Genomic DNA, 26900 nt, shown 5'->3' with positions numbered 1-26900 from the left:
AATCGGGATAGGCCGCGTTTTGGTATCTGAACTGCGCAAACCCTTGGGGCAAGATCGTAAGGAAAGCGCCGGCAAAAGCCGGCGTTTTTCTGTTGCTGCTCTTGCCGGTACCGTTGCGCTATGCGCGGTTCTGGGATTGTCTGTTTACACAGTGATTGCTCCTGACAATCTGGCAAAACCCGGCCTCGATCCACAATCATCGCCTGACGTTGCGCAGGCGGAAACAACTCCGTCGCCTCAAACCAAAACGGAAAAAGAAACGGCTGGACTTCCCGTCAGCAGTGGCCGGTCCGGCGCAAATATACGTCAGGACACCACGGAAGACGGCAATGTCGTATCGGTGTTTTCACCCCGCCCCCGGGATGGTGACGGTCCGGTTTTGATGACCGGTCAGACTTATGGTCAGAACCCGCGCATGGCCACCATGCCGAACGAGGATCTGCTGGAGGATTCGGCATTTGGCAAATTGCCGAAAACCGGAGCTGATGGTTTGCGTTCGCTGGAACAATATGCCCGTCCCTGGTCTGGCGCGCGTGGTACACGTATTGCCATTGTGATTGGTGGACTTGGCCTTAGTCAGACCGGCACCCAGAACGCTATCAGAACATTGCCACCGGAAATCACGCTTGCCTTTGCAGCCAGCGGCAACAGCTTGCAGCGCTGGATGCAGGAGGCGCGGCGTGAGGGGCATGAAATTCTGCTGCAGGTACCTTTTGAACCGTTCGGTTATCCCGGTAACAATCCCGGTCCTGATACCTTACTGGTTGGTGACAGCCAGAAGATCAATATGGAGCGCCTACACCGTTCCATGGCCAAGATCACCAACTATACCGGTGTGATGAATTACCTTGGCGGCCGCTACATGGCCGATGCCAAGATGCTGGAACCTGTTTTGCGTGACGTCAGCGAGCGCGGGCTGCTGTTCCTTGATGATGGTTCTTCGGCGCAATCCCAGACCGGCGCGGTCGCCAAAGCTTTGGCAATGCCGCACGCGTTTGGCGATATACAGATCGACGAACAGGTGAACCGTTCATCCATCATGACACGGCTTGATGATCTTGAACGTCTGGCGCGTCGCAACGGCTCGGCGATTGGCGTTGCCTCGGCCTTTGATGAGAGCATTACCGCGGTGTCCGACTGGGTCTCCGAAGCGACATCACGCGGCATTGAGATCGTTGCGGTTTCGGCGCTTGTTTCTGACAGGCCGGGACAGTAAAGATCGCTGCTGCGGCTATCGTATGCCGTTTTCCGTGAGGACTGTTCATGACAATCAAGCCTGAAGATTTGCCTTACCGTCCCTGCGCTGGGATTATGGTGTTGAATGCGCAAGGGCTGGTTTGGGCCGGACGACGTATCCCTGAAAAGAACTCGGAATATGATGGCTCCGAGCAGCTGTGGCAAATGCCTCAGGGCGGCATCGATGATGGCGAAAAGCCGTTGAACGCCGCTATTCGCGAGCTTTATGAAGAAACCGGCATGCGTAGCATCACACTGCTCGCAGAAGCGCGCGACTGGATACATTACGACCTGCCACCTCATCTTCTTGGCATTGGCCTTAAAGGAAAATTCCGTGGGCAGGCGCAGCGCTGGTTTGCTTTCCGTTTTGACGGCGACGAAAGCGAGATCGAGATCAACCCGCCACCAACCGGCAATTATCCGGAATTCGATGCCTGGAGCTGGAAGCCGATGGAAAGCCTGCCGGACCTTATCGTGCCGTTCAAACGCGGTGTTTACGAGCAGGTTATCGCCGAATTCCGGCACCTCTCTCCGCAGGCCTGATTTAACCGGATCGTTTTAAAAGCCGCATGTTTCAAGCCAATTTGTTTCTTGTCTTTGCGGCTTGAAATGTGACATTTTCACCGCTCCCGCCACAGGAGAAAGACATGTTTTTCAGACGTACGCTGCTTGCCGGCATCATGGCCGCAATTGTTGCCCCTTTCACGGGTTTTGCTGCCGATCTTCCCGACCTTAAAGGGCGTACGGTGGTAGTGGTTACGGAAAATGCTTACCCGCCGCTGCAGTTTGTCGATCCTAAGTCTGGCAAGGCTATCGGCTGGGAATATGATGCGGTTGCCGAGCTTGCCAAGCGTTTGAACTTCAAGGTCGAATATCAGAACATCTCCTGGGACGCGATGATCCAGGCGGTTTCGGATGGCCAATATGACATCGGCATGACCGGCATCAGCATCAAGGATGACCGCAAGGAAAAGGTCGACTTCTCCGACCCCTACATGCGCTCGGAAATGTTCATGTTGGTGCGTGCTGATGAAAACCGCTTCGCCGATGCCAAGAGCTTTGCTGCCTTCGAAAAAGGCCTTGTTGGTGCGCAGGCTGGAACAACCCCATTTTACACCGCCGTTTATGATGTTCTCGACGGCAACGAGCAGAACCCGCGTATCAAGCTGCTGGAAACCTTCGGTGCAAGCGTACAGGCGCTCAAGACCGGCGACGTTGATCTGGTCCTGACCGATGGAGTTGCCGGCAATGGTCACGTAGCCGCGTCCAACGGCACCTTGAAGCTGATTGGTGCGCCTTTGGGCGGCGATGATTTCGGCTTCATCTTCAAAAAGGGCTCGGACCTCGTCGCACCGATCAATGCAGGTATCGCGGCCCTTAAGGCAGACGGCACCATTGCCGCGCTCGATAAGAAGTGGTTCCTCGATTACAAGCTTGGCGAATGAGTGAAATCATCGCCTGCATGCTGATTTCCGTTTATCGGAAATTGTCACGATGAGTTTTATCAAACACAGCACCACGGAGAAAGACTTTCCGTGGTGGCTTGTTGCATTGGTCGTGATCGGTGCTGGACTAGCGGTAACAATCATTGCCACCGACCTTTACGCGCAGGTTTTTTCCACCGTTGTCAAAGGCATCGGTATCACCATTTTCGTGACGCTCGCAGCTTTTTTTCTTGCTGTTGTGTTTGGTCTCGGCATTGCACTACTCGGTCTGTCTCACAATGTGGTGCTGCGGCAGATTGCGCGCTTTTACATTGAAGTTATCCGCGGCATCCCCATCCTGGTCTTGCTGTTCTATATTGCTTTTGTCGGGGCGCCGGGGCTTGTCAGTCTCTACAACTGGGTGACTACGCCGCTTGTGTCGGCAGGCTGGTTGGAGCCGGTTCTGGTGCGTGACTTCTCGCTGGTCTGGCGGGCGATTATCGCGCTTACGATTGGTTACGCATCTTTTCTCGCGGAAATTTTTCGCGCTGGTATTCAGTCCGTTGACGAAGGACAGATTGAGGCCGCAAAGGCTCTTGGGCTTAATCGTTACCAACGGTTTCGGCTGATCATTCTGCCGCAGGCGGTCAGGACGGTTTTTCCGCCACTTTCCAACGACTTTGTATCGATGGTGAAGGACAGTTCGTTGGTGTCGGTGCTTGGCGTTGCCGACATAACCCAGATGGCCAAGGTCTACGCAGCTGGCTCGTTTCGTTTCTTCGAAACCTACTCGATCGTCGCCTATATCTACCTGATCCTCACGGTTGGTTTGTCGCTTGTTCTCAGGCGTATTGAAAAGGCCATGCGGCGGGCTCCGGCTGGATAAGGCGAGCCCCCGTGTTCCTGCGTGTGATTGATATTGAAGCGCAGGCAGCAATCTGCTAATGAAATGGCCATGGGATCGAAATTCGGATGTCTCGCGCAAAATATTTTCGTGCTGCAGGATCATAAGCGTCTGCCGGCACGTTTCTTCGCGCGCTTGTCCGGGGCGCTCAACAGCCGACTTACGCTCGCCTGATAGCCCTTCAAGGCTGTCAGCCTTTTTGCGAAGCCCATTTCCCTTTTTCAATATCCGATGGATAAAGCCATGAGCGCACCCCGCACCCTTTATGATAAAATCTGGGATGATCACGTCGTTAATAGTGATCCCAACGGAACCTGTCTTCTCTACATCGACCGTCACCTTGTTCACGAGGTGACGTCGCCGCAGGCCTTTGAAGGTCTGCGTATGGCGGGTCGTCCCGTTCATTCGCCAACCCGCACACTGGCCGTGGTCGACCACAATGTTCCAACCACTGCTGACCGTCTTGAAGGCATTAAGAACGAAGAAAGCCGTATTCAGGTTGAAGCGCTGGCACAAAATGCCAAGGAATTCGGTGTTGAATATTATTCCGAGCGCGACAAACGTCAGGGTATCGTTCACATCGTCGGTCCTGAACAGGGCTTTACCCTGCCCGGCATGACGATTGTGTGCGGTGACAGCCATACATCGACGCATGGCGCGTTTGGCGCCTTGGCGCACGGTATCGGCACTTCGGAAGTGGAACACGTTCTGGCGACCCAGACGCTGATCCAGAAGAAGGCCAAGAACATGCTGGTGCGTGTCGATGGCAAGGTGCCGGAAGGCGTAACAGCCAAGGATATCATCCTCGCCATCATCGGTGAAATCGGCACAGCCGGTGGTACCGGTCACGTGATTGAATTTGCAGGCGAAGCCATTCAGTCTCTGTCAATGGAAGGCCGTATGACGGTCTGCAACATGACAATCGAAGGCGGCGCACGTGCGGGCCTGATTGCTCCGGACGAAACGACCTTCGAGTATATCAAGGGCAAGCCACGTGCACCGCAGGGTGAAACGCTGGAACAGGCAATTTCCTACTGGAAGACTCTGAAGTCTGACGAAGGCGCACATTACGACAAGATCGTTGTTCTCGATGGCGCCAATCTACCGCCGATCGTTTCCTGGGGTTCGTCACCGGAAGACGTTGTTTCGGTTCAGGGCACCGTTCCAAACCCGGATGATATCGCTGACGAAAACAAGCGTAACTCCAAGTGGCGTGCGCTCGAATATATGGGCCTGCAGCCGGGCACCAAAATGACTGACGTCGCCATTGACCGGGTGTTCATCGGTTCGTGCACCAATGGACGTATCGAAGATCTACGGGCTGCTGCGGTGATGGTCGATGGTCGCAAGGTTGCACCAACCGTCTCGGCTATGATTGTTCCCGGCTCCGGTCTAGTAAAGGAACAGGCGGAAGCCGAAGGTCTCGACAAGATCTTCCTCGACGCCGGTTTCGAATGGCGCGAACCTGGCTGTTCGATGTGTCTTGCGATGAATGATGATCGCCTGCAGCCGGGTGAGCGTTGTGCGTCGACCTCGAACCGTAACTTCGAGGGACGTCAGGGCTACAAGAGCCGTACGCACCTTGTGTCGCCTGCCATGGCCGCTGCTGCTGCCATCGCTGGCCACTTCGTTGACGTGCGCGAGTGGAAATAAGATTTAAGACTGCCGAATAAGACAAAGCCCTCAGGAAACGAAATTTCCTGAGGGCTTTTTGTTCGGATAGAAGGCGTAATTCGCCGGTTATTCCGCGATGATCTTCACGCGCTGTCCGGGCTGCAACACTGCACCGGCGCCCATCGCATTGATCATCTTGAACAGATCCAGTTTGCGGTCCGTGCCCATCATGCGCGCCGCCATGGTGGCTATGGTTTCGCCTGGCTTTGCCGTTACCACGCGCACGCGCAATGGCTTGAGTGAGGCGATTTCTGCGCTGGTCATCTGCCGGAAGCTGGTACGCAAGACGTTCGCGACCGTATCAAGCTGTGGATTGCCCTTCGGTACAGCTGTCAGGAAGCGGAAAATCTGCTGACCCTGCCTGATGACAGTAACGTCGAAATCCCATTTTTCAGCTGTGGCGCGGGCAGTTGCTGCCTCGAGACCGTTGACCTGCGTTTTGCGCACGGTATTCGGCAGAAGGCCGGCCACCCAGCCGCTGGTCAGGTAATTGGCAAGATCGGTCTGCTTGGCATCTGCCACACCATCAAAACGGATGGCCATTTCGCCTGGGCCGGTTGCAAGAACGGCTTCAACCTTGTTGTCGATTTGGAAACCCTCCGGCACATCGAAACGAATGCCAAGGCTGCCATGCAGGAATGTCTGGCCACGTACATAGCCTTCTTGCGGGCTGTCGCCATAAAGCAGGCCGTCAATGCCGTTCAGATACCATTCGCGGCCACGATCTCCGACGCTGCCTTCCTGCCCGAAGGCGCGAGCATGGCGACGTGCCAGCTCAACGCGCTGTGGCGCATTGGGATGGCTGGAAAGGAAGTCGAGGCTCTGGTCGCTATCCGGCTCAACGGATGTGTAACGGGCATAAGCGGCCATGGAATCGAGGAAGCGCGCAGCGGCATAGGGGTCATAACCCGCCTCACCCAGCATGCGTACACCAATGACGTCGGCCTGCAACTCCTGCTGGCGAGAAAATGCTGCCAATCGCAGCTTGCCGCGCGCCAATGCCTGTTTTCCAGCCAGATCACTGGACAGCACTTCCGCCACAACACGGCTGGCAATCACCTCAGCCTCTTCTCGGCGCTGGCGTTCAATGCCGTGGTTGGCAGTGACGTGGGCCATTTCGTGCGACAGAACGGCGGCAACTTCCGACGCGTCGTTGGCGAGCGCCAACAGTCCGCGTGTCACATAAAGATAGCCACCGGGCAGCGCGAATGCGTTGATCGCCGGGGAATTGAGAATGGTAATGCGGTAGGATTGCTGCGGATTTTCCGAAACGGCCGTCAGTGCACCGGTAATGCGGGCAACCAGCCGTTCGGTTTTTTCATCGCGGTATTCACCGCCATAACTTGCAACAATACGCGGGTGTTCGCGTGCTCCCATTTGGGCACGCGGGTCATTTTTCTGAACTTCTTCAACAGTCTGCGGGTTGTCCGACGGGCGAACACTTGCCTGGTAGGATTGGCTGAACAGCGACTGGCATGCACTGAGCGTCATCGCAGCAATTGTCAGGCCGGCAACAGAGCGCACAAGTTTGCCATAACGCTGCGCGCGCGGATCAGATGTCCTTGCCGGCCTTGCTATTATGGAAATCGTCATCTTGTCAGTCAGTTCCTATGCCCCTGATGTTACGCACTGCTAGTTTATTGTGCGAATACTGTCCATCAATGGACACAAATTGTCACGCCTTGTGGTGTGCTATTATCGATGACGAATCTTTTCAATATTCTTGACCATCTTGCATGGCTCATCAGGCAACCAAAGTAAATTAGCAAATAGACGATCAAATAAACTCAATCCCCTGTTGAAGCCGTACTAAGCCGATTGCCACTTGCCCGCGTCGAAATTGTGGCGAACGGCGTGTGCCGCAGCTATCCGTTCAGGAACGTACGAATTTGGGGGATGTTCCCGTTCTCGGAAAAAATCTCCGGTGTGCCCTGGAACAGGATTTTCCCCTTATCCATGAACACGACATGTTTGGCCAACTGTTGTACTTCCTCGGGTTTGTGGGTGACCAGCAATACAGTGTTGCCGGTTTCCTGATGCAAACTGGACAGCAATTCAGCCATCCCGGCGCGCAAACCGGGATCAAGAGCGGCAAAGGGCTCATCCAGCAACAGAACCGAGCGGTGGCGCACCAGAGCCCGTGCCATGGCAACGCGTTGCCGTTCTCCACCCGACAGATTTGGCGGCAGACGCTTTTCAAAGCCCGCAAGACCGACACGCTGCAGGGCATTTGAAACGGACTGCCGCTCTTGCGCGGAAAGTTTCAGCGAAGGATTGATGCCGAGCGCTATATTGGTGAACACATCAAGGTGCGAAAACAGGTTGTTGTCCTGAAAGATCACCGAGACCGGTCGCTCGGCCGGGGCTAGGTGTGTGACGACCTGCCCGTCAATCATGATGGTGCCGGCATCTGCTGTTTCAAAACCAGCGACCAGATTCAACAGGGTTGATTTCCCTGAGCCGGATGGGCCGGTAATTGCCGTGATCTTGCCCTGCGGCAAGTGGCAATCAAAGGAAAACTCCTGCGATCCAAGTTTCAGCGCTACATCATTAAAACGAATGCCGGAAGGAGCGGTTTCAGTCATTGGTTTTGCTCCTTGCGGGTTTGTGCGGTGCCTGCGCCACCCATGGCCAATATCAGGCAGATCACACCCAGGATCAGCGCATAACCATCGGCGTCATTGGTACGATAGCTGCCCATATTGCTGTAAACCAGCCAAGGCAGCGTGATAAAGTTCTGCGAGCCGAACAGGGCGATTGCGCCGAGATCGCCAAGCGACAGCGCCATTGCAAAGCTGAAGGCCGTTGCCAGGGGTCTACGCAGGATTGGCCAATGGATGTAACGCAATCTGGCAAAACCATGCATGCCGAGACTGGCTGACAGTCTTGCTGTTCGTGCCTGGTGGGTCTGGAACGCCGGTTCAAGTACCCGCATAACGAAGGGAAGCGCCATCAGCATGTTGATGCAGGCAACCAGCGCCGGTGCAAACAGCGTGATGTCACCAAGCGGCCGTAACAGCAGGAACCAGCCACTCCCCAGCACCACTGGTGGCACCAGCAGCACCATGGATGCGCCACCGGACATCGTGGAGGCCATAAGACGTAGTGTCAGGTTTGCCTTGCGGTTGCCACGGATCGTCGAGCGCGCGTTGATGAGGGCGACGGAAATGCCAATGGCAATACTGGCTGAAACCAGCGCAATGGACAGGCTGGTTCCGGCTGCCTGCCAGAACACATCGGCCGCCAACAGGCGCGATAAGTTGGCGGTGGAGCCGGATATGGCGATACTGAGTAAGGGTGCCATCATAAAAACCACAGCGGCGATAATTAGAATACCGTCGCGCAGCCGTACCTGAAGCCGTTTTCCATCATAGCGCTGGATTGCTCGGCCGTGGCTCAAACCCTCGTCGTCAGGTCTGGGCAGCCAGCCTAATAAGGCGAGCAACAACCCGGTCATGACGATTTGCAGAGTAGCAAGTGCAATGGCGCGTGGAGGATCGAAATCAAAGCGCAGCGATTGATAGATCGCCACTTCAAGCGTTGTCGCCGCAGGCCCGCCGCCCAACATTAGCACAAGGGTGAAACTGGTGGCGCAGAGCATAAAAATCAGCCCGGCGACACCGGGAACCAGTTTTATCAGCGCCTGCCATTCAATGAACCGGAAAATGGACCAGGAGGGCATGCCAAGGCTTGCCGCCATACGCCAATATTCACCGGGAATACGCTCCAGCCCGGCCAGTAGCAAACGGGTGGCAAGCGGCAGGTTAAAGAAGACATGTGCCAGCAGAATTCCTGACAGGCCGTAAATGCTGAAAGGTTGTTCAACACCGAGTGATGTCAGTGTGGTGTTCAGGAAGCCCTGTCTTCCCCAGATGGCAATAAGGCCAAGCGCACCGACGATAACCGGTAGCCCCATGGGAACGGCCATAAGGCGGATAATCCAGATACGACCGGGAAACGCAGTTTGTCTTGCCAAAGCCAGTGCGACAGGCAGCGCAAAAAGGATCGATAGTCCGGTCGATAACGTTGCTTGATAGAGGGTGAAGCGCAGGATACGCCAGGTGTAGGTACCGAACAGCTCATCGCTTGCAGCACCTGCATCAAAAGACAGAAGGGCAAATGTGCCAAGGCCAATGAATGCGAGAACAGCGGCAAAAGCCGCCATTCCCGTGCCTATCGATTGCCGTTGTTCGGCCTTTGAAATCATGGCGCTGGCCCGAATTTCCGATTTGCAAAGGTTAGATGCTCATGGCTGTCAGCCACTCATCAATCCATGCCTTGCGGTTCTTGGCCACCTCCTCAGGTGACATCAGGAATGTCTTGGTCGGTACAACAAGTTTGGAAAACGCCTCTGGCAGCGGTGCGCTGGTTGCCGCAGCCGGCATCATCCAGTTATTTTCCGGTATGGCGTCTTGGAAACCTGGTGTCAGCATGAAGGAGAGGAATGACTTGGCAAGGTCTTTCTCCGGAGCATTTTTCAATAGGCCGGCCACCTCGATCTGAATGTAATGACCTTCCGAGAAACTGGCTGCCTGATAGCGGTCGGTGTTTTCTGCGACCATGTGGTAGGCAGGTGAGGTCGTGTAGGACAGCACCATTGGCACTTCTCCCTTGGTGAACAGGCCATAGGCTTCAGACCAGCCCGGCGTGACCGTCAAAATACGGTTCTTGAGCTTTGCCCAGGCTTCCGGTGCCTGATCACCATAAACGGACTTCACCCACAGGAGCAGGCCAAGGCCGGGAGTAGAGGTGCGCGGGTCCTGAATGGCAATCTTCTGGGAAGGATCACCTTCGACCAGATCCTTCAGGCTCTGTGGCGGGTTCTTGATGGTCTGGGTGTCATAGATGATGGCGAAGTGGCCGTAGTCGTAGGGAACAAAGATATCATCCTTGAAGTCGCCTGGAATCCTGGCAGCTGACGTATCGATGCCGCTTGCCTCGAACAGGCCGGTTTCCTTGGCTTCAGCAACAAGGTTGGTGTCGAGCCCCAGAACGACATCGGCGTGGGATGTTTCACCTTCCATCTTGAGGCGCGTCAAAAGCGCAACGCCATCGGCAACACCGACAAAATTGACAGTGCACTGGCAATTTTTCTCAAATGCTTCCTTGACCTTGGGGCCAGGACCCCACTCGGACACGAAGCTTTCATAGGTGTAGACCGTCAGTGCCTTGTCGGCTGCAAATGCTGCGCCGGGCACGGCAAATGCCGCAAGCACCAGTGCCTTGGCAATCAGGGAATTGTTCAAAATGCTGCGCATCCGCGCCTCCTCTTTCATATGTTGAACGGGAATAGGGCGCTGATAATGAGCCGTCTAATCCCTCCGCCGGTGTTAACCGGATCAGGTTCTTCGGGTTGGCGGAAGCCTCTCAGCCTTGTCGGTAAAGACAAAGCACCCCGTTAGAGCAAGGCAAGATGTAATCTTACTGTCATCAATTGGCAAGATAGCCAGCCATGGCAACAGTCGGGTGTCAAATCCGATGGTTTCAGGATTGCCCGGTCATATGGACCAGTTCCCAGACATGGCCGTCGGGATCCTGAAAACTTCCGGCATACATGAAGCCATGATCCTGAATCGGTTTCCATTCGCGGCCGCCGGATGACAATGCTGTCGCAATCATCCTGTCGATGTCTTCGCGGCTTTCTGCCGTCAGGCAGGTCAACACTTCGGTCGTGCGGGTGGCGTCGGCAATATCGCCGTTGATGAAATCACGGAAACGTTCTTCCTGGAGCAACATGACGAAGATGTTCTGCTCCACGATCATGCAGAGCGTTCTCTCGTCCGAATATTCGGGATTGAAGCTGAAGCCGAGTGCGGTGAAGAAAGCTTTTGTCGTTTCGATATTGCGAACAGGCAGATTGACGAAAATCATACGCATTTTCTGAACTCCTCCATCTTTGCCAAGGAAAACGTAAAATCGCTTCCCTGTCAAAGACGGATGAAGAACAGAGGTTCCGATATGGTGGAAGGAATTTAGCCTTCCAGTTCCTCGCGCAGCATTTCAAGCTCCAACCACTCTTCTTCCATAGTGACCAGCTTGTGTCGCAGCTTTTCCATTTCGTCGGCAAGCTTGCCAAAAGCTGCGGGGTCTTTGGTGAAGAGGTTGGGATCGGCCATCTTTTCTTCGCGCTTGGCGATTTCGATCTGGGCCTTTTCCATTTCCTTGGGCAGGTTCTCCAGAGCGAACTTCTGCTTGAAGGACAATTTACCCTTGGCCTTTGGTGCATCATCCGACGCAGTTGAAGAGGAGGTGCTTCTTGCCTTTTCCTGCTTTTCCGCCTTGCGCTTTTCCTCGGCCGCGCCCTTGCGCTGCGCCATCATGTCGGAATAACCGCCGGCATATTCGATCCAGCGGCCATCTGGCGCATCGGGATTGGCCGGCGCAATGGTCGAGGTCACTGTTCTGTCGAGGAAGTCGCGGTCGTGGCTGACGAGAATGACGGTGCCGACAAATCCGGCGACCACTTCCTGCAACAGATCAAGCGTCTCAATATCGAGGTCGTTGGTGGGTTCGTCGAGAATGAGGAGGTTGGTGGGGCGGGCGAGAATACGCGCCAGCATCAAACGAGCACGTTCACCACCGGAGAGATTCCTGATCGGTGTGCGGGCCTGTTCCGGCTGGAACAGAAAATCCTTCATATAGCCGGTCACGTGCTTCAGTTCGCCATTGACCAGCAGGTTTTCACCACGTCCGTCGGTCAGATAGTGCGCTAGCGTGTCATTCGGGTTCAGTTCTTCACGCTTCTGATCGAGCGTGGCGATGTCGAGATTGGTGCCAAGTTTGACCGTGCCGCTATCTGGTTGCAGCTGTCCGGTCAGCATTTTCAAAAGCGTGGTCTTGCCTGCTCCGTTTGGCCCAACCAGACCAATACAGTCGCCACGATGCACGCGCAGTGAGAAGGGTGCCACGATGGTGCGATCACCATAGGACTTGGTAATGCTGTCGGCCTCGATCACCAGTTTGCCGGATTCACGGGTATCGACAGCTGTGGTCTGCACGGAACCTTGCGGTCCCTTGTGGCCACGATGTTGAGCGCGCATCGCCTGAAGTTCGCCGACGCGGCGCATATTGCGTTTGCGACGGGCGGTTACACCATAGCGCATCCAGTGTTCTTCGCGCTCAATCGCCTTGCCGAGTTTGTGCTGCTCGAGTTCTTCCTCTTCCAGCACCTTGTCGCGCCATTCCTCGAAATGGGCAAAGCCGCGGCTGAGGCGACGCGAAGTACCGCGATCAAGCCATACAGTGGAGTTGGAAACTTTTTCAAGGAACCGACGGTCGTGCGAAATGAGGACCAGTGCGCTGCGGCTTTTCTGCAGTTCATCTTCCAGCCATTCGATTGTCGGCAGATCCAGATGGTTGGTCGGCTCGTCCAGCATCAGGATGTCGGGTTCAGGTGCCATGACGCGAGCAAGCGCCGCACGACGGGCTTCACCACCGGACAGGCTTTTGGGGTCTTCCTGTCCCGTCAGGCCAAGGTGGTTAAGCAGATATGTCACCCGATAGGGATCATCGCCCGGTCCAAGCCCTTCTTCGGCATAGGCCTGTACGGTATCGTAACCGCTGAAATCCGGTGCCTGCTCAAGATAACGGATGGTCGAGGAGGGGTGACGGAAAACCTCGCCCGATTGCGCTTCGACCAGGCCGGCGGCAATTTTCATCAGCGTGGACTTGCCGGAACCATTGCGACCAACGAGGCAGATACGGTCACCCGGTTCCACTTGCAGGTTGGCACCGTTCAGCAGCGGCGTAACGCCAAAGGTCAGCGTGATATCGTCAAGTTTCAAAATGGGAGGCGCCAAGGCTCAGGCTCCAGTCATGTCATAAGGGCGGGCAAGGATGATGGCTCTACCGCTTTTCAGGGAGAAGCGCACCGGACCTTCCGCAACGTTGGAAATTGTGCGGGATGTGCCGAAGGTCAGCGAATAGTCATTCAACGGATAACGGGCGTTCTCGATGTCAAGGCCGTCAAGATCGCTGAAACCGAGAACGGAAAACAGCGAACCGGCGGGTAAGTCGAGTGCTTTCTCGCCACCGGATACCAAGGGGTAGGCCTCTTCTTCACCCGATAGAAGGGTGACATCGTAACCTTTTTCCTTAAGGCTGATGGCATTCAGCATGTGCTGAAAGGCATGGTCGGTTCGGTCGCCACCCAGTGCGCCAATCAGAACGAGGCTTTGGGCACCACGCTCAATCGCCTGCGAGACAGCGATCTCGCCATCTGTTGCGGCCTTGCTTGCGGGAAAGGTGTGACGCTCCACATCCGGCCATTCGGTGAGAAGAGTGGTGTCGGTGGAATCAAAATCTCCCACCCACAATTCCGGTGTCAGCGATAGCGGCTGCGCATGGCGCATGCCATTGTCGGCTGCGATGACGCGTGTTCCGTCTGCGGCTTTGCGCACGCGCTCGGTCACCGACAGGTTGCCGCCCAGCAGAATTGTAAAGCCCGTTTTTTCCATGCCCCGCCAATAGCCCAAATGTTCGCAGAAGGGAACGGCCAGCGCCCGCAAATGCGGCTATATTGATTTTCGCATCATGCGGGATTATGTAATCTCATAGTGGTGATTTGCCGACCGGCTTGCAGCCACTTTAAAGAAGTCGCTAAAGGGTCGAGGAAACGTGGATTTTCCAAGAACCGGTTGCGATTTCGTTGCCGGTTTTTTTGTTTTGTGCGGTTTGTCCGGGCTGTCTGCCTTGGTTACCCGCCGGATGAGAGTGTTCCAATATGCCCATCAAAATACCCGATACGCTGCCTGCTTTTGAAACCCTCATCAATGAGGGTGTGCGGGTGATGACCGAAACGGCGGCTGTTCGTCAGGATATCCGCCCGTTGCAGATCGGGCTTTTGAACCTCATGCCGAACAAGATCAAAACTGAAATCCAGATGGCGCGCCTAGTCGGCGCATCCCCTTTGCAGGTCGAGTTTTCGCTGGTGCGTATTGGCGGACACCGTGCCAAGAACACCTCTGAAGAGCATCTCTTGTCGTTCTATGAGACCTGGGAAGAGGTCAAGCATCGCAAGTTTGACGGTTTCATCATTACCGGCGCACCGGTCGAGACCATTGCTTACGAGGATGTGACCTACTGGGACGAGATGCAGAAGATTTTTGAGTGGACGCAGACCAATGTCCATTCAACCCTGAACGTCTGCTGGGGCGCGATGGCGGCCATCTACCATTTCCATGGCGTGCCAAAACATCCGCTCAAGGAAAAGGCGTTTGGTGTTTATCGTCACCGCAATCTTTGCCCGTCGTCCATCTATCTGAACGGTTTTTCCGACGATTTCCAGGTGCCGGTTTCACGCTGGACCGAGGTCCGTCGCGAGGACATTGAAAAGCACCCCGAGCTTGAAATCCTGATGGAATCGGAGGAGATGGGTGTCTGCCTGGTGCATGAAAAGAAGGGCAACCGTCTCTACATGTTCAACCATGTGGAATATGATTCCACATCGCTTTCCGATGAGTATTTCCGGGATGTGAATGCTGGTATTCCGATCAAGGTGCCGCATAATTACTTTCCGCACAATGATCCTGATATCACCCCGCAAAACCGTTGGCGCAGCCATGCCCATCTGTTTTTCGGCAACTGGATCAATGAAATCTATCAGACGACCTATTACGATCTGAACGAAATCGGAAAGTGAAATTTGCCGATTGCGAAGCGATGGGAAATGACGCAACGTCTGGCCCGTAATTCTTGCAAACGGAGGTCGATATAATGACGAATGGTGCCACACGGGAAAACTTCGGCGTAACGCCCACCGGCGAAAAAGTGGAGCGCGTCATTATTTCGGCAGGCGGTTTGACCGCCAATATTATCACCTGGGGCGCAGTCATTCAGGATTTGCGCCTCGATGGCCATCAGCCACCGTTGGTTCTCGGCTTTGATAAGTTTGAGGACTATCCGCAATATTCCTCTTATTTCGGTGCAACGCCCGGCCGTAACTCCAACCGTATCGATAGCGGGCGTTTCTCGATTGACGGCAAAGAATACCAGCTTGAACTGAACGAAAAAGGCGTCACCCATATCCATGGCGGCAGTGATGGTATCGGTAAAAGCAACTGGCTGATCATGGAACATGGCCCAAGCCACGTCGTGCTGCAGATCATTGATCCCGATGGCCGTGCCGGTTATCCCGGCAATTGCACGGTAAACGTGACCTACACAATCCGTGAAGGTGGTGTGCTTTCGGTTCTCTATGAGACAACCACTGACCAGCCGACCATCGCCAATATTTGCCAGCATTCCTACTTCAATCTGGATGGTGCTGACAACGCACTCGATCACGAGATCATGATTGCGGCTCACCACTATCTGCCGACGGATGAACGGCAGATCCCGACCGGTGAAATTCGTGCTGTTGAAGGCACTGCATTTGACCTGCGCTCATCCACGCCGATGAAGCGTGAGGACAATGGCGAACAGGTTCTGTACGATCATAATTTCTGCCTGTCGCCTGAGCGCCGCGAAAAGCGCAAGGTGGCACGGGTGTTTGCACCTGCTTCCGGTGTTGCACTTGAGGTGCACACCACGGAGCCGGGCGTGCAGTTCTATTCCGGCTTCAAGCTCAACACAGCCGTTCCCGGTCTCGATGGCCGTCATTACGGTGCCTTTGCAGGCTTCTGCCTTGAAACACAGATTTGGCCGGATGCAGTGAATCATCCCGATTTTCCGAACGGCATCTTGCGTCCAGGCGAGATTCTGCGTCAGGAAACCGATTATATCTTCACGCGCGGCTGATCAGCCAGTCAATCGAGAACACATCCGACATAGCCGCCGGATGCACGGGCGCGGCGCTCATTGAGCGTCGCCAGCCGCTGAGTGCCACGTCCCGGTTTGGAGGCTACACGTTCGATTGGGTTCGGCAGGCTGACGGCCAGAAGTGCCGCCTGTCTGGTGCTGAGCTTGGAGGCTGATGTCTTGAAGTGATAACGGGCCGCCGCTTCGATGCCGTAAATACCCGGTCCCCATTCGGCGACGTTCAGATATATTTCCATCATCCGCCGTTTCGACCAGACGAAGTCGGCGGTCATGGCCAATGGAATTTCCAGAATTTTACGAACGAAGAAACGACCATTCCACAAGAACAGGTTCTTTGCGGTCTGCATGGGAATGGTGCTGGCACCACGGGTGGTATCACCCTGCAATGTGCCCTCGATCACACCACTCATCTGTTTCCAGTCAACACCGCCATGGAAACAGAACTGGCCGTCCTCCGACATCATGACGGACCGAACAACATTTGGTGAAATGTCATCGATCGATACCCATTGCCGGTCATAGCCCTGTAACGCCACCAGATCGGCAAGCATCAGCGTAGAAACGGGCCGCATGAATGGCAGTGCGTAAACCAGAATGAGAAAATAGGGCAGGGCAAGGAAGATTAAGATCGCCATGACCAGACGCTGCCGGAGACTGCGTTCCCTCAGCATGGACCTATCCTGCGCATCGTCATCCTGCGACAGTACAACGTCATCATTCTGGTTTTCAGGTGCGACTGCCAATCTTTCAAACCTGTGCCTTTTTGTTTGCCGAACCGTTTCACATTGGCAAGATGCGATCAAGCCTTGCCGATGCTGCAAAAAGCCTGATTTTCATTGCCTGTGTTAACTTCTCATGGCAAAGAGCGGCCATGAAGCCAGAAACAACCTTATTCGAACGCGCATTGCGTGAAAACGCGCAGCAGGTGGAAAATCTGCTGGATAACGTTCTTTCCCCAGCCCATCGCAGCGATGAAATCACCAGACCGGACAACCTGCTGGAAGCGATGCGTTATGGCGTACTGAATGGTGGCAAACGTTTGCGGCCGTTTCTGGTGATCGAGAGCAGCAAGATGCTGGGTGGCAACGCGCTGGCGGCCTTGCGTGTAGGCTCGGCGCTGGAATGCCTGCATTGCTATTCTCTTGTCCATGACGACCTTCCGGCGATGGACGATGATGATCTGCGCCGCGGACAGCCAACAGTACATCGCAAGTTTGATGAGGCGACCGCCATTCTGGCTGGCGACAGCCTGCTGACAATCGCATTCGACATTATTGCAGCACCAGAAACTCCGCTGCCGGACGCTTCCAAAACGGCTCTTGTACTGGCGCTTGCACGGGCAGCCGGTATCGGTGGCATGGCCGGTGGGCAGGCGTTTGATCTGGCGGCTGAAAAACAAGCGCCGGACGAGCAGGGTATCATCACCCTGCAGGCCATGAAAACCGGCGCGTTGTTGCGTTTTGCCTGTGAGGCCGGTGCGATCATTGCTGGTGCTGATGCCGAGACACGTCAGCGGCTCAGAACCTTCGGCGAGCGCGTTGGACTTGCGTTCCAGTTGGCTGACGATCTTCTTGACCTGACGGCCGATGCCGCAACCATGGGCAAGGCAACTGGCAAGGACGCGGCACGTGGCAAGGGTACATTGGTTGCTCTGCGTGGGCAGGCGTGGGCTGAACAGCGTCTGGGTGAACTGGTTGATGAGGCCTCACAGCTTCTGGAGCCTTACGGCGAACGTGCCGATATTCTAACCGCGGCGGCGCGGTTTATCGCGGAAAGAAAGAGTTGAGATGAGCAAATTCTGGTCTCCTATTGTTGCATCGCTTCATCCGTATGTGGCGGGAGAGCAGCCAGCCATCGCCAATCTGGTCAAACTCAACACCAATGAAAACCCGTGGGGGCCTTCTCCGCGTGTCGTGGAAGCCATCAAGGATGCTGCGACGGATGATTTGCGGCTCTATCCTGATCCTTCAGCCAAAAAGCTGAGAGAGACGATTGCCGCCTATCATGGTGTGTCGCCGGATGAAGTTTTTGTCGGCAACGGCTCGGATGAGGTTCTGGCATTTATCTTTGCAGGCCTTCTGAAACATGACAAGCCGCTGCTTTACCCTGACATCACCTACAGCTTTTATCCGACCTACAGCCGGTTTTTCGACGTTAAAACCACAACCGTGCCGCTGGACGACAACTTCCAGATCCGTCTGGAGGATTACGAAGGTGAATGTGGTGCGATCATTCTGCCAAACCCCAATGCGCCGACCGGTATCGGATTGCCGCTTGCCGATATCAAAAAACTGGTCAGCGCCCATGCCGATCAGGTGGTGGCGATTGACGAAGCCTATATTGATTTTGGCGGTGAAACGGCCGTTCCGCTTGTCCGCGACCATGACAATCTGATCGTTATCAGGACCTTTTCCAAGTCTCGTTCGCTGGCTGGGATGCGGGTCGGTTATGCAATTGCGCAGCGCCCGCTTATCGACGCATTGGAACGCTTGAAAGACAGCTTCAATTCCTATCCGCTCGACCGGCTGGCGCAGGTCGCGGCTGTTGCCTCGATCGAGGACGATGTCTGGTTCATGGACCACCGCCAGAAGCTGATCGACAATCGCCAGGGGCTGGAACAGGCACTGCGCGAACGTGGTTTTGATATTTTGCCATCGCAGGCCAATTTCATCTTTGCCCGCAAGGATGGATGGGCGGGCAAGGCACTTGCTCTTGCTTTGCGTGAACGTGCCGTTTTGGTGCGCCATTTCGACAAGCCACGTATTTCGGATTTCCTGCGTATTTCCATTGGCACGCAAGAGCAGTGCCAGGCACTGATCACGGCGCTGGATCAGGTTTTTGCATCTGTCTGACACAAAAAACGCCGCATAAAGCGGCGTTTTTCAATTAGTTTGTATGTGAATTCTATCAACTCTGGGTGAGCGGAGAGATCAGCACTTCAACGCGGCGGTTCTGCGCGCGGCCTTCTGGCGATGCATTCGATGCCACCGGCTGCGACGGGCCGTAACCCAGTGTCGAAATGCGGCGCTGGTCTACGCCACGCGCGCCGATGTAGTTGGCGACAGACGCGGCACGGCGCTCAGACAGACCCTGGTTATGGGCAAGGCTACCGGTGGAATCGGTATGGCCATTGATATCGATCAGCGTGCGGTTGAACTTGTTCAGAACAATGGCGACCGAGTTCAGTGTGTCGTAGAACGGTGGGATCACCTGATCTTGATCGGTTGCGAAAGTGATGTTGGATGGCATATTGAGAACGATGCTGTCACCACGACGGGTCACTGAAACGCCGGTGCCCTGAAGCTGCTGACGCAGTTCTGCCTCCTGGTTGTCCATGTAGTTGCCGACCATACCGCCAGCCAGCGCGCCAATACCTGCGCCCAGCAGGATGGCATTACGGCCGGACTTGCCAGATCCGCCGCCCACAGCCAGACCGCCAAGCGCACCTGCAACAGCACCGATACCGGCGCCGCCTGCCATGTTGGACATCTTCTGTTCGCCAGTATAGGGGTCCGTCGTGGTGCAGGCTGAAAGGAATGTTGCGGCAAGCGCAAGGATTGCAAACTTTTTGATCATCGAATCATGGCTCCTTGATTGATGGACCTGAAATACCACGAATCGGGCAAAATCCCGGCGGGTGTTGATTATTCTGCTGCGTGTTTGTGTCCAAACCGCTTTTCAATGTAGTCGATGACCAGCGCTTCGAAATCTGCTGCAATATCTGGACCACGCAAGGTCAGGGCTTTCTGACCATCAATGAAGACCGGAGCGGCCGGAGTTTCACCGGTGCCGGGCAAGGAAATACCGATATCGGCATGTTTGCTTTCGCCCGGGCCGTTGACGATGCAGCCCATGACCGCAACGTTGAGACCCTCGACGCCGGGATATTTTTCCTTCCAGATCGGCATGTTTTTTCGGATGTCGTTCTGGATGTTTTGCGCCAGTTCCTGGAACACCGTCGAGGTCGTGCGACCACAGCCAGGACACGCCGCAACAACAGGAATGAACTGACGGAAGCCCATGACCTGCAGGAGTTCCTGCGCAACCTGCACTTCACGGGTACGGTCGCCATTGGGTTCCGGCGTCAGAGAAACGCGGATCGTATCACCAATGCCGTGTTGCAGCACATAACCCATGGCCGCAGACGAGGCGACAATGCCCTTGGAGCCCATGCCCGCTTCGGTCAGGCCGAGATGCAGGGCGTGGTCAGAACGCTCTGACAGCATGGAATAGACGGCAATCAGGTCCTGCACTTGACTGACCTTGGCCGACAGGATGATGCGATTGCGTGGCAAGCCAATATCTTCGGCCAGCTCAGCGGAAATCAATGCCGATTGAACGATGGCTTCGCGGGTGACCTGACGGGCAGACAGAGGAAAACCTTCAGCCTGGTTCTTGTCCATCAATGTGGTCAGCAGTTCCTGATCGAGAGACCCCCAGTTGACGCCGATTCGAACCGGCTTGTCATAACGGATCGCCATTTCGACGATATCGCCGAACTGCTTGTCCTTTTTGTCCTTGAAGCCGACGTTGCCGGGGTTGATGCGGTATTTTGCAAGCGCTTCCGCACAGGCGGGATGATCCGCCAGCAGTTTGTGGCCAATGTAATGGAAGTCGCCAACCAGCGGTACATCAAGACCAAGGCGCAACAGCCGGTCGCGTACTTTCGGTACAGCGGCAGCGCTCTCGTCGCGGTCAACGGTGATGCGAACGATTTCAGAGCCAGCGCGATAAAGCGCAGCAACCTGCGCAACAGTCGCGTCAATGTCGGCCGTGTCGGTGTTGGTCATCGACTGCACAACAACAGGCGCTCCGCCACCGACGATGACGCCCCCCACATCGACGGCAACCGAGGCACGGCGTGGCTTGGGATCAAAATCAGTGGGTGATGACATCGTTATCTCTACGCTTGCGACAAATGCGCCTATTCAGGTGGATCAAGGCGCGTGCCTTGTCAATATTATACCTATCACGTTTTGCTTTGAGTTGCATTACCTGCCGCCAGGAAGAGCTGATTTGTCGCCTATTTCAGGCGCTTTGATGATCATTGTCAGGAATTATCATCAATCACAAAAAATGAAATACATACAGGCTGCAGATTTTCCTGCGATGCAATCTTTGATTGAGGTTATGATAATAAAGGCGTCTTAAACGGTGTCGATGTGTCCGCCAGTTGATGTGGCGGACATTTTTCTGCGGTGGAAACCGGTCAGTGGCCGCTGGCACCATCTGCGTGGCGGGCCAGCCTCGAGAGAAGCAGGACGATAACGTGCAGTACCGGCAGGCCGATGAATACTGTTCCAAGCCCGATATGCTCGGCAATGAAGCCGATGGCAGACGGAGCAACCAGAATACCGGAATACCCCATGGTCGTGACAACCGAGAGGCCAATGCCGGGTGCGAGGCCCGGCATGTTGCCAGCCGCCGAGAAGGCAATTGGCACCATGTTGGAAATACCGATACCGGCGATAGCAAAGCCGGCGATAGCGACAACCGGGTTGGTGGCGATGCCGGCAATCAACAGGCCGATAATCGAGATCACCGAGCACACACGCAAGGTGTTTACGGCACCAAACCGGTCACGCACCAGATCGCCGGCGAAACGCATGATGGCCATTGTCATGGAGAATGCGGCGAAGGCAAAACCCGAGGCGGTGACCGAAGCGCCAAGTTCATTGCGCAGATAAAGTGCACCCCAGTCAAGGATCGCACCTTCCGGCACCATGGAAAACAGCGCCATGATACCAATGATCCAAGGTAGTGGTGTCATCGGCAGGCGAAGCTTTTCGTGGTGTTGTTCAGGATGCGGAGGATCGGCAAGAACACGTGGCCATGCGATTGTCAGCAGGATTGCGGCGACCACCGTCAGAGTTATTGCATGGCCATAAACGCCGATTTGTTTGATGAGCAAGCCGCCCAGACCAGCGCCAAGCAAGCCGCCAAGGCTCCAGAAGGCATGGCAAGACGACATGATCGAGCGGCGCATGCCGCGCTCTGTTGCGACAGCGTTGGCATTCATCGCCACGTCCATGGCGCCCGTAAGACCACCGAACAACACCACTGCAGCCACACCGCTCCAGACGTTGTTGGTGAGAGTGATCAGCAGAAGGGTCGGCAGAAACGCAACGGCGGCTGTCAGTGACACTTTTCTGGAGCCGTAACGGGCGATTTTTGCGCCTGCCACTGGCATCATCAGCAATGATCCTACGCCGAACATCAAGATGACAAGACCGAGCTGGCTTTCACTCAAGGAAAGTCGATGGGCAAATTCCGGGATCATTGGTGCCCAGGAGCCCATCATGAAACCGTTCATCAGGAACAGCAGAGAAATGGCCAGTCGTGTTTTCGTCATATAGGGCGTGCGGACGGGCAAGGTGGTGTTCATGGCAGAGCCAGACATCGGAGTTATCCTCAGGGATTGGGGATTACGGGTTGTAATGAAGCGGATGCTGCCATGTGAATTTCAATGCCGCGGGCGATCAACGCATCGGCGAAGACCTGATCTGCCTGATGTTCGAGAATGAGCGACAGCGGATCACCGAGATCACACACATTGAAGGCGGCCTTGTGGCCAAGTTTTTCACGGGTAATGGCGGCCAATATTTTTGCACTTGCCTGGCATGCCAAGCGCTTGAAAACCGCATCCTCGTAAATGTCTGCAGCAAGGCCATGTTCCAGAGTCATGCCGCAGGCGCCGAGAATACACAGATCAGGACGTACCTGTTCCAGCTGCCGCAGGGCCGTGGCGTCAATGGAGGCGCCGACATTGGCGTCGACCTTGCCGCCAATCACAATAAGATCAACACCAGATTTACTGGCAAGTTCTGCGGCAATGATGGGTGTGTTGGTAATTGCCGTCAGACGCAAATCCTGCGGTATCTGACGTGCGACCGCGAGATTTGTCGAGCCGGCATCGATAAAGACAACCATCCCCTCGCTGAGCAGGGAGACGACCGTTTGTGCGAGAAGCGCTTTGCGATCGGTTTTTTCGGTCAGCCGTGTCTGCAGTGGCGTGGTGAGACCCGTTGTCTTTAACGCACCGCCATAAACGCGTTCGCATTCACCGCGGGCGGCCATCTCACGCAGGTCACGGCGGATGGTATCCTCCGAGGTGCTGAAGGTCTGGGCGAGTTCCTGCGCATTGACACGACCTTTCGTCTCGAGTTCCGAGAGAATGAAGGCCTGTCTTTCGCTTACAAAATGCTCTGTTTTGGACATTGACTATCAATCGTGAATAAACGTGCAAAAACACGCATAAATCGATTGAGTTAAAACAGCAAGAAGAAAAATGCCCGCTTTTCAGCGGGCATGATGTTGAAGCGTCATGAGTGGCAATTCTGTTACTCGCCGTAGATGACCAGCAGGTCCTTGGCGTCGATCTGATCGCCTGCGCGCACCAGAACTTCAGCGATTGTGCCGTCCTTTTCTGCGTGCAGTGCTGTTTCCATCTTCATGGCTTCGATTGACAGCAATACATCACCGGCCTTGATCGTCTGGCCCTGGTTGACGAAGACGCGAGAGATGACGCCTGGCATTGGTGCGCCCAGATGTGCGCCATTGGCTGGCTCGGCCTTGCGACGGACAGCAGAGCCGGATGCGCCATGGGCACGATCTGGCACCTTGATGCGGCGTGGCTGACCGTTGATTTCGAAGAACACGGTGACCATGCCCTTGTCGTCGGTGCCGCTCATCGCCTGATTAACGATAACCAATGTCTTGCCGCGTTCGATATCGGCAAACAGTTCCTCGCCATCTGCCATGCCGTAGAAATAGGCGTGGGTGGGAAGAACTGAAACAGGTCCATATTGCTCGGATGCCAAGGCAAAGTCCGTAAACACCTTCGGATACATCAGATAGGATGCGAATTCGAAGTCATTGACGGTGCGACCGATCTTCGCGTCGATGGTTTTGCGTTCTGCATCCAGATCAGCATCTTCCAGCAGTGAACCGGGACGTACCGTGTAGGGCTTGTCGCCCTTCAGAGCCTTTTTCTGCAGGCCTTCCGGCCAGCCGCCTGGTGATTGTCCAAGATCGCCCTTCAGCATGGAGACAACAGACTCAGGGAACGCGATATCCTTGTCAGGGTTTTCGACATCCGCAACCGTTAGATCCTGGCTGACCATCATCAAGGCCATATCACCGACAACCTTGGACGAAGGCGTTACCTTGACGATGTCACCGAACATGCGGTTGGCGTCAGCATAAGCCTGCGCCACTTCGTGCCAGCGGCTTTCAAGGCCAAGCGAACGGGCCTGTTCCTTGAGGTTTGTGAACTGTCCACCGGGCATTTCGTGCAGGTAGACTTCGGAAGCTGGTCCCTTAAGGTCGCTTTCAAAGGCTGCGTACTGGCCGCGTACCGCTTCCCAATAGAAGGAAATACGTCTGATCCATTCCGGATCAAGGCCGGTATCACGCTCGGTGCCGGAGAGGGCTTCGACAATCGAACCCAGGCAAGGCTGGGATGTGTTGCCGGAAAGCGCATCCATGGCTGCATCCACCGCGTCCACACCTGCATCGACAGCGGCAAGAACGGTCGCAGCCGAAATGCCTGACGTGTCATGGGTATGGAAGTGAATTGGCAGGGATGTTGCCTCACGCAGCGCGGTAAACAGAACCTTTGCGGCTGCTGGCTTCAGCAGGCCGGCCATGTCCTTGACGGCGATAATATGGGCGCCAGCCTTTTCGAGTTCGCCTGCAAGGTTGGTATAATATTTCAGGTCATACTTCGGGCGCGCCGAATTCAGGATATCGCCCGTGTAGCAGATGGTTGCTTCACACAGCTTGTTTTCTTCGGCTATGGCATCCATCGAGACGCGCATGTTCTCAACCCAGTTGAGGCAGTCGAACACACGGAACAGGTCTACGCCACCCTTGGCAGCCTGACGCACGAAATATTTGACGACATTGTCCGGGTAATTCTTGTAACCAACGCCATTGGCACCGCGCAGCAGCATTTGAAGCAAGAGGTTCGGTGCGCCCTCACGGATCAGCGACAGGCGTTCCCAAGGATCTTCCGTCAGGAAGCGCATCGATACGTCAAATGTCGCGCCGCCCCAGCATTCCAGAGACAGCAGTTGCGGCAGTGCCTTGGCGTAAACATTGGCAACGCTGGCAATGTCATGGGTGCGCACACGGGTGGCCAGCAGCGACTGGTGGCCATCGCGCATGGTGGTGTCGGTGACGAGAACGCGCTTTTCATTGCGCATCCACTCGGCAAAACCTTTCGGCCCTAGCTTGTCCAGCAGTTGCTTCGTGCCGTCGGGAATGGCCTTGTCGATGTAAGGTACAATCGGCTTGGCAGCTTTGTCCGATGGTGTGGCGCGACCCTTGGTTTCCGGGTGGCCGTTGACGGTCACATCAGCCAGATAGGTCAACAGTTTGGTGGCACGGTCCTGCCGTTTGACCTGTTGGAACAGCTCTGGTGTCGAGTCGATGAAACGTGTCGTGTAGGTGTTGTTGCGGAACTTTTCATGGCCGATGATGGCTTCAAGGAAGGTCAGGTTGGTTGCAACGCCGCGAATACGGAACTCGCGCAGCGCGCGGTCCATGCGGCTGATGGCTTCCTGTGGTGTTCCGCCTGATGCTGTTACCTTGACCAGCAGCGGGTCGTAATAACGGGTGATGATAGCGCCGGTGTAAGCCGTGCCGCCATCCAGACGAATGCCGAAGCCGGCTGCCGAACGATAGGCGGTGATACGGCCGTAGTCAGGAATGAAGTTGTGTTCCGGATCTTCGGTGGTGATACGGCACTGCAGTGCGTGACCATTGAGACGAATGTCAGCCTGCTTTGGTACGCCGGATTCGGGCGTGCCGATCGCTTCACCTTCGAGAATATGAATCTGCGCCTTGACGATATCGATACCGGTCACAACTTCGGTAACCGTGTGTTCCACCTGAATGCGCGGGTTAACTTCGATGAAGTAGAATTTTCCGGTGTCGGAATCCATCAGGTACTCGACGGTGCCCGCGCCGATGTAATTGGTGGCAGCGGCAATTTTCAGCGAGTAATTGGCCAGTTCCTGACGTTGTTCTTCCGAAAGGTAAGGGGCAGGCGCGCGTTCGACGACCTTTTGGTTACGGCGCTGAATGGAACAATCACGCTCAAATAGATGCACGACATTGCCGTGCGTATCGCCAAGCACCTGGCTTTCAACGTGGCGTGCACGCTCGACCAGCTTCTCCAGATAAACTTCATCCTTGCCAAAGGCAGCCTTGGCTTCGCGCTTGGCTTCCATAACCTCACGCGCCAGATCTTCCTTTTTGCGGATGGCGCGCATGCCGCGTCCGCCCCCGCCCCAGGAGGCTTTCAGCATTACTGGATAACCGATCTGTTCGGCCATACGCTCGACCTCGGCCATGTCTTCAGGCAGCGGGTCGGTTGCCGGTACGACGGGTACGCCAACCGAAATTGCTAGATTACGGGCTGCTACCTTGTTGCCAAGCTGGCGCATCGTGTCGGCGGTAGGACCGATAAAAATGATACCTGCAACGTTACAGGCCTCTACAAACTCCGGACTTTCGGACAGGAGGCCATAACCTGGATGGATGGCATCGGCGCCGGAGAGTTTGGCAACGCGAATGATTTCATCAATCGACAGGTAGCTTTCGATTGGTCCCATATCCTTGGCCAGATGCGGGCCGCGACCAACCTGATAGCTTTCATCCGCCTTGAACCTGTGCAGCGAAAGTTTGTCTTCCTCAGCCCAGATCGCCACCGTTTTTATTCCCAGCTCGTTGGCTGCACGGAATACACGGATCGCTATCTCGGATCGGTTCGCTACAAGAATTTTCGATATCTTCAAGACGGTCTCCCAAAATCGTCGCGGATGCATATATGTTGCAGCGCGAAATTAAGCAGCAAAACCCTGTCTTGGGAAGGGCTATTCAGCGCCAAAGCGTTCGCT

At 55.3% G+C, this 26900-nt stretch carries 23 protein-coding genes and 2 riboswitches; of the genes, 10 read left to right on the top strand and 13 right to left on the bottom strand.

What is annotated here, in order from left to right:
- The first annotated feature begins 19 nt into the window (after window positions 1-19).
- The 5 genes from ACZ5FM_RS16115 to leuC all read left to right on the top strand — a co-directional run bounded on the left by ACZ5FM_RS16115 (window position 20) and on the right by leuC (window position 5217).
- The gene (locus ACZ5FM_RS16115; RefSeq protein WP_464039220.1) at window positions 20-1216 is read left to right on the top strand and encodes a divergent polysaccharide deacetylase family protein; all 1197 of its coding nucleotides are present in this window, start codon (window positions 20-22) and stop codon (window positions 1214-1216) included.
- 47 nt (window positions 1217-1263) lie between these two features.
- The gene (locus tag ACZ5FM_RS16110) at window positions 1264-1779 is read left to right on the top strand and encodes an RNA pyrophosphohydrolase (RefSeq protein ID WP_464039219.1); all 516 of its coding nucleotides are present in this window, start codon (window positions 1264-1266) and stop codon (window positions 1777-1779) included.
- 104 nt (window positions 1780-1883) lie between these two features.
- Window positions 1884-2681 carry a transporter substrate-binding domain-containing protein gene (locus ACZ5FM_RS16105; RefSeq protein WP_464039218.1) on the top strand — a complete coding sequence of 266 codons (798 nt, stop codon included), beginning with the start codon at window positions 1884-1886 and terminating at the stop codon, window positions 2679-2681.
- A 49-nt stretch (window positions 2682-2730) separates the two neighbouring features.
- Complete coding sequence (locus ACZ5FM_RS16100) at window positions 2731-3546, top strand: amino acid ABC transporter permease (RefSeq protein ID WP_464039217.1); 816 nt, start codon at window positions 2731-2733, stop codon at window positions 3544-3546.
- Between the two features lie 261 nt (window positions 3547-3807).
- Window positions 3808-5217 carry a 3-isopropylmalate dehydratase large subunit gene (gene leuC / locus ACZ5FM_RS16095; RefSeq protein ID WP_192490525.1) on the top strand — a complete coding sequence of 470 codons (1410 nt, stop codon included), beginning with the start codon at window positions 3808-3810 and terminating at the stop codon, window positions 5215-5217.
- 87 nt (window positions 5218-5304) lie between these two features.
- Here the strand turns inward: leuC and ACZ5FM_RS16090 are convergent, their stop codons facing one another.
- From ACZ5FM_RS16090 to ACZ5FM_RS16060, 7 genes are all read right to left on the bottom strand, one after another.
- Window positions 5305-6831 carry a M48 family metalloprotease gene (locus tag ACZ5FM_RS16090; protein ID WP_464039216.1) on the bottom strand — a complete coding sequence of 509 codons (1527 nt, stop codon included), beginning with the start codon at window positions 6829-6831 and terminating at the stop codon, window positions 5305-5307.
- A 272-nt stretch (window positions 6832-7103) separates the two neighbouring features.
- Entirely contained in the window at window positions 7104-7823 is a 720-nt protein-coding gene (gene thiQ, locus ACZ5FM_RS16085; RefSeq protein ID WP_464039215.1) for a thiamine ABC transporter ATP-binding protein, read from the bottom strand.
- Window positions 7820-9445, bottom strand: a complete 1626-nt coding sequence (thiP, locus tag ACZ5FM_RS16080; protein WP_464039214.1) for a thiamine/thiamine pyrophosphate ABC transporter permease ThiP — start codon at window positions 9443-9445, stop codon at window positions 7820-7822. Before thiP ends, thiQ begins: the two co-directional genes overlap by 4 nt.
- A gap of 31 nt (window positions 9446-9476) precedes the next feature.
- Window positions 9477-10496: a thiamine ABC transporter substrate binding subunit gene (thiB, locus tag ACZ5FM_RS16075; protein ID WP_464039213.1), complete on the bottom strand. Its 1020-nt coding sequence runs from the start codon at window positions 10494-10496 to the stop codon at window positions 9477-9479.
- Window positions 10497-10537: 41 nt separating this feature from the next.
- Window positions 10538-10646, bottom strand: a riboswitch (TPP riboswitch).
- A gap of 76 nt (window positions 10647-10722) precedes the next feature.
- The gene (locus ACZ5FM_RS16070; protein ID WP_192490520.1) at window positions 10723-11115 is read right to left on the bottom strand and encodes a VOC family protein; all 393 of its coding nucleotides are present in this window, start codon (window positions 11113-11115) and stop codon (window positions 10723-10725) included.
- Between the two features lie 95 nt (window positions 11116-11210).
- The gene (locus ACZ5FM_RS16065) at window positions 11211-13037 is read right to left on the bottom strand and encodes an ABC-F family ATP-binding cassette domain-containing protein (RefSeq protein ID WP_464039212.1); all 1827 of its coding nucleotides are present in this window, start codon (window positions 13035-13037) and stop codon (window positions 11211-11213) included.
- Between the two features lie 3 nt (window positions 13038-13040).
- Window positions 13041-13694: a thiamine diphosphokinase gene (locus ACZ5FM_RS16060; RefSeq protein WP_312947150.1), complete on the bottom strand. Its 654-nt coding sequence runs from the start codon at window positions 13692-13694 to the stop codon at window positions 13041-13043.
- 89 nt (window positions 13695-13783) lie between these two features.
- Window positions 13784-13860, top strand: a riboswitch (SAM riboswitch).
- 100 nt (window positions 13861-13960) lie between these two features.
- Between ACZ5FM_RS16060 and metA the strand changes: the two genes are divergently transcribed.
- Together metA and ACZ5FM_RS16050 are read left to right on the top strand one after the other, a co-directional pair.
- Window positions 13961-14878 (top strand): homoserine O-acetyltransferase MetA, encoded by a 918-nt coding sequence (gene metA / locus ACZ5FM_RS16055; RefSeq protein ID WP_250984201.1) that lies wholly within the window; start codon window positions 13961-13963, stop codon window positions 14876-14878.
- Window positions 14879-14952: 74 nt separating this feature from the next.
- Window positions 14953-15975: an aldose epimerase family protein gene (locus ACZ5FM_RS16050; protein ID WP_250984202.1), complete on the top strand. Its 1023-nt coding sequence runs from the start codon at window positions 14953-14955 to the stop codon at window positions 15973-15975.
- A gap of 8 nt (window positions 15976-15983) precedes the next feature.
- Here the strand turns inward: ACZ5FM_RS16050 and mtgA are convergent, their stop codons facing one another.
- Window positions 15984-16667: a monofunctional biosynthetic peptidoglycan transglycosylase gene (gene mtgA / locus ACZ5FM_RS16045; protein ID WP_464040486.1), complete on the bottom strand. Its 684-nt coding sequence runs from the start codon at window positions 16665-16667 to the stop codon at window positions 15984-15986.
- 200 nt (window positions 16668-16867) lie between these two features.
- On the opposite strand from mtgA, the gene ACZ5FM_RS16040 reads away from it, so the two are divergent.
- Both ACZ5FM_RS16040 and hisC read left to right on the top strand, forming a co-directional pair.
- Window positions 16868-17782, top strand: coding sequence for a polyprenyl synthetase family protein (locus ACZ5FM_RS16040; RefSeq protein ID WP_250984203.1), 915 nt, complete (start codon window positions 16868-16870; stop codon window positions 17780-17782).
- Window position 17783: 1 nt separating this feature from the next.
- Window positions 17784-18848, top strand: a complete 1065-nt coding sequence (gene hisC, locus ACZ5FM_RS16035; RefSeq protein WP_259149013.1) for a histidinol-phosphate transaminase — start codon at window positions 17784-17786, stop codon at window positions 18846-18848.
- Between the two features lie 55 nt (window positions 18849-18903).
- On the opposite strand, the gene ACZ5FM_RS16030 is transcribed toward hisC, so the two are convergent.
- Both ACZ5FM_RS16030 and ispG read right to left on the bottom strand, forming a co-directional pair.
- The gene (locus ACZ5FM_RS16030) at window positions 18904-19572 is read right to left on the bottom strand and encodes a YiaD family glycine zipper/OmpA-like lipoprotein (RefSeq protein ID WP_259149014.1); all 669 of its coding nucleotides are present in this window, start codon (window positions 19570-19572) and stop codon (window positions 18904-18906) included.
- Between the two features lie 68 nt (window positions 19573-19640).
- Window positions 19641-20891 (bottom strand): flavodoxin-dependent (E)-4-hydroxy-3-methylbut-2-enyl-diphosphate synthase, encoded by a 1251-nt coding sequence (gene ispG, locus ACZ5FM_RS16025; RefSeq protein ID WP_192490512.1) that lies wholly within the window; start codon window positions 20889-20891, stop codon window positions 19641-19643.
- On the opposite strand from ispG, the gene ACZ5FM_RS16020 reads away from it, so the two are divergent.
- On the top strand, window positions 20878-21147 hold the full coding sequence (locus ACZ5FM_RS16020) for a hypothetical protein (protein ID WP_464039211.1): 270 nt from the start codon (window positions 20878-20880) through the stop codon (window positions 21145-21147). The genes ispG and ACZ5FM_RS16020 overlap by 14 nt on opposite strands.
- A gap of 58 nt (window positions 21148-21205) precedes the next feature.
- Here the strand turns inward: ACZ5FM_RS16020 and ACZ5FM_RS16015 are convergent, their stop codons facing one another.
- The 3 genes from ACZ5FM_RS16015 to pyc all read right to left on the bottom strand — a co-directional run bounded on the left by ACZ5FM_RS16015 (window position 21206) and on the right by pyc (window position 26798).
- Window positions 21206-22396 (bottom strand): MFS transporter, encoded by a 1191-nt coding sequence (locus ACZ5FM_RS16015; protein WP_464039210.1) that lies wholly within the window; start codon window positions 22394-22396, stop codon window positions 21206-21208.
- Between the two features lie 11 nt (window positions 22397-22407).
- The gene (locus ACZ5FM_RS16010; protein WP_464039209.1) at window positions 22408-23214 is read right to left on the bottom strand and encodes a DeoR/GlpR family DNA-binding transcription regulator; all 807 of its coding nucleotides are present in this window, start codon (window positions 23212-23214) and stop codon (window positions 22408-22410) included.
- A 122-nt stretch (window positions 23215-23336) separates the two neighbouring features.
- Window positions 23337-26798 (bottom strand): pyruvate carboxylase, encoded by a 3462-nt coding sequence (gene pyc / locus ACZ5FM_RS16005; protein ID WP_464039208.1) that lies wholly within the window; start codon window positions 26796-26798, stop codon window positions 23337-23339.
- Window positions 26799-26900 lie beyond the last annotated feature (102 nt).

The sequence above is a fragment of the Agrobacterium sp. 5Ca50 genome, assembly GCF_055381905.1.
Note: the sequence above shows the minus strand (reverse complement) of the source record. Positions and strands in the feature narration are given on the sequence as shown.

Coding starts and splice junctions, on each gene's coding strand:
- ACZ5FM_RS16110 (WP_464039219.1), top strand. CDS start 1,264: ATGACAATCAAGCCTGAAGATTTGCCTTACCGTCCCTGCGCTGGGATT.
- ACZ5FM_RS16105 (WP_464039218.1), top strand. CDS start 1,884: ATGTTTTTCAGACGTACGCTGCTTGCCGGCATCATGGCCGCAATTGTT.
- ACZ5FM_RS16100 (WP_464039217.1), top strand. CDS start 2,731: ATGAGTTTTATCAAACACAGCACCACGGAGAAAGACTTTCCGTGGTGG.
- leuC (WP_192490525.1), top strand. CDS start 3,808: ATGAGCGCACCCCGCACCCTTTATGATAAAATCTGGGATGATCACGTC.
- ACZ5FM_RS16090 (WP_464039216.1), bottom strand. CDS start 6,831: ATGACGATTTCCATAATAGCAAGGCCGGCAAGGACATCTGATCCGCGC.
- thiQ (WP_464039215.1), bottom strand. CDS start 7,823: ATGACTGAAACCGCTCCTTCCGGCATTCGTTTTAATGATGTAGCGCTG.
- thiP (WP_464039214.1), bottom strand. CDS start 9,445: ATGATTTCAAAGGCCGAACAACGGCAATCGATAGGCACGGGAATGGCG.
- thiB (WP_464039213.1), bottom strand. CDS start 10,496: ATGCGCAGCATTTTGAACAATTCCCTGATTGCCAAGGCACTGGTGCTT.
- ACZ5FM_RS16070 (WP_192490520.1), bottom strand. CDS start 11,115: ATGCGTATGATTTTCGTCAATCTGCCTGTTCGCAATATCGAAACGACA.
- ACZ5FM_RS16060 (WP_312947150.1), bottom strand. CDS start 13,694: ATGGAAAAAACGGGCTTTACAATTCTGCTGGGCGGCAACCTGTCGGTG.
- metA (WP_250984201.1), top strand. CDS start 13,961: ATGCCCATCAAAATACCCGATACGCTGCCTGCTTTTGAAACCCTCATC.
- ACZ5FM_RS16050 (WP_250984202.1), top strand. CDS start 14,953: ATGACGAATGGTGCCACACGGGAAAACTTCGGCGTAACGCCCACCGGC.
- mtgA (WP_464040486.1), bottom strand. CDS start 16,667: ATGCTGAGGGAACGCAGTCTCCGGCAGCGTCTGGTCATGGCGATCTTA.
- ACZ5FM_RS16040 (WP_250984203.1), top strand. CDS start 16,868: ATGAAGCCAGAAACAACCTTATTCGAACGCGCATTGCGTGAAAACGCG.
- hisC (WP_259149013.1), top strand. CDS start 17,784: ATGAGCAAATTCTGGTCTCCTATTGTTGCATCGCTTCATCCGTATGTG.
- ACZ5FM_RS16030 (WP_259149014.1), bottom strand. CDS start 19,572: ATGATCAAAAAGTTTGCAATCCTTGCGCTTGCCGCAACATTCCTTTCA.
- ispG (WP_192490512.1), bottom strand. CDS start 20,891: ATGTCATCACCCACTGATTTTGATCCCAAGCCACGCCGTGCCTCGGTT.
- ACZ5FM_RS16015 (WP_464039210.1), bottom strand. CDS start 22,396: ATGTCTGGCTCTGCCATGAACACCACCTTGCCCGTCCGCACGCCCTAT.
- ACZ5FM_RS16010 (WP_464039209.1), bottom strand. CDS start 23,214: ATGTCCAAAACAGAGCATTTTGTAAGCGAAAGACAGGCCTTCATTCTC.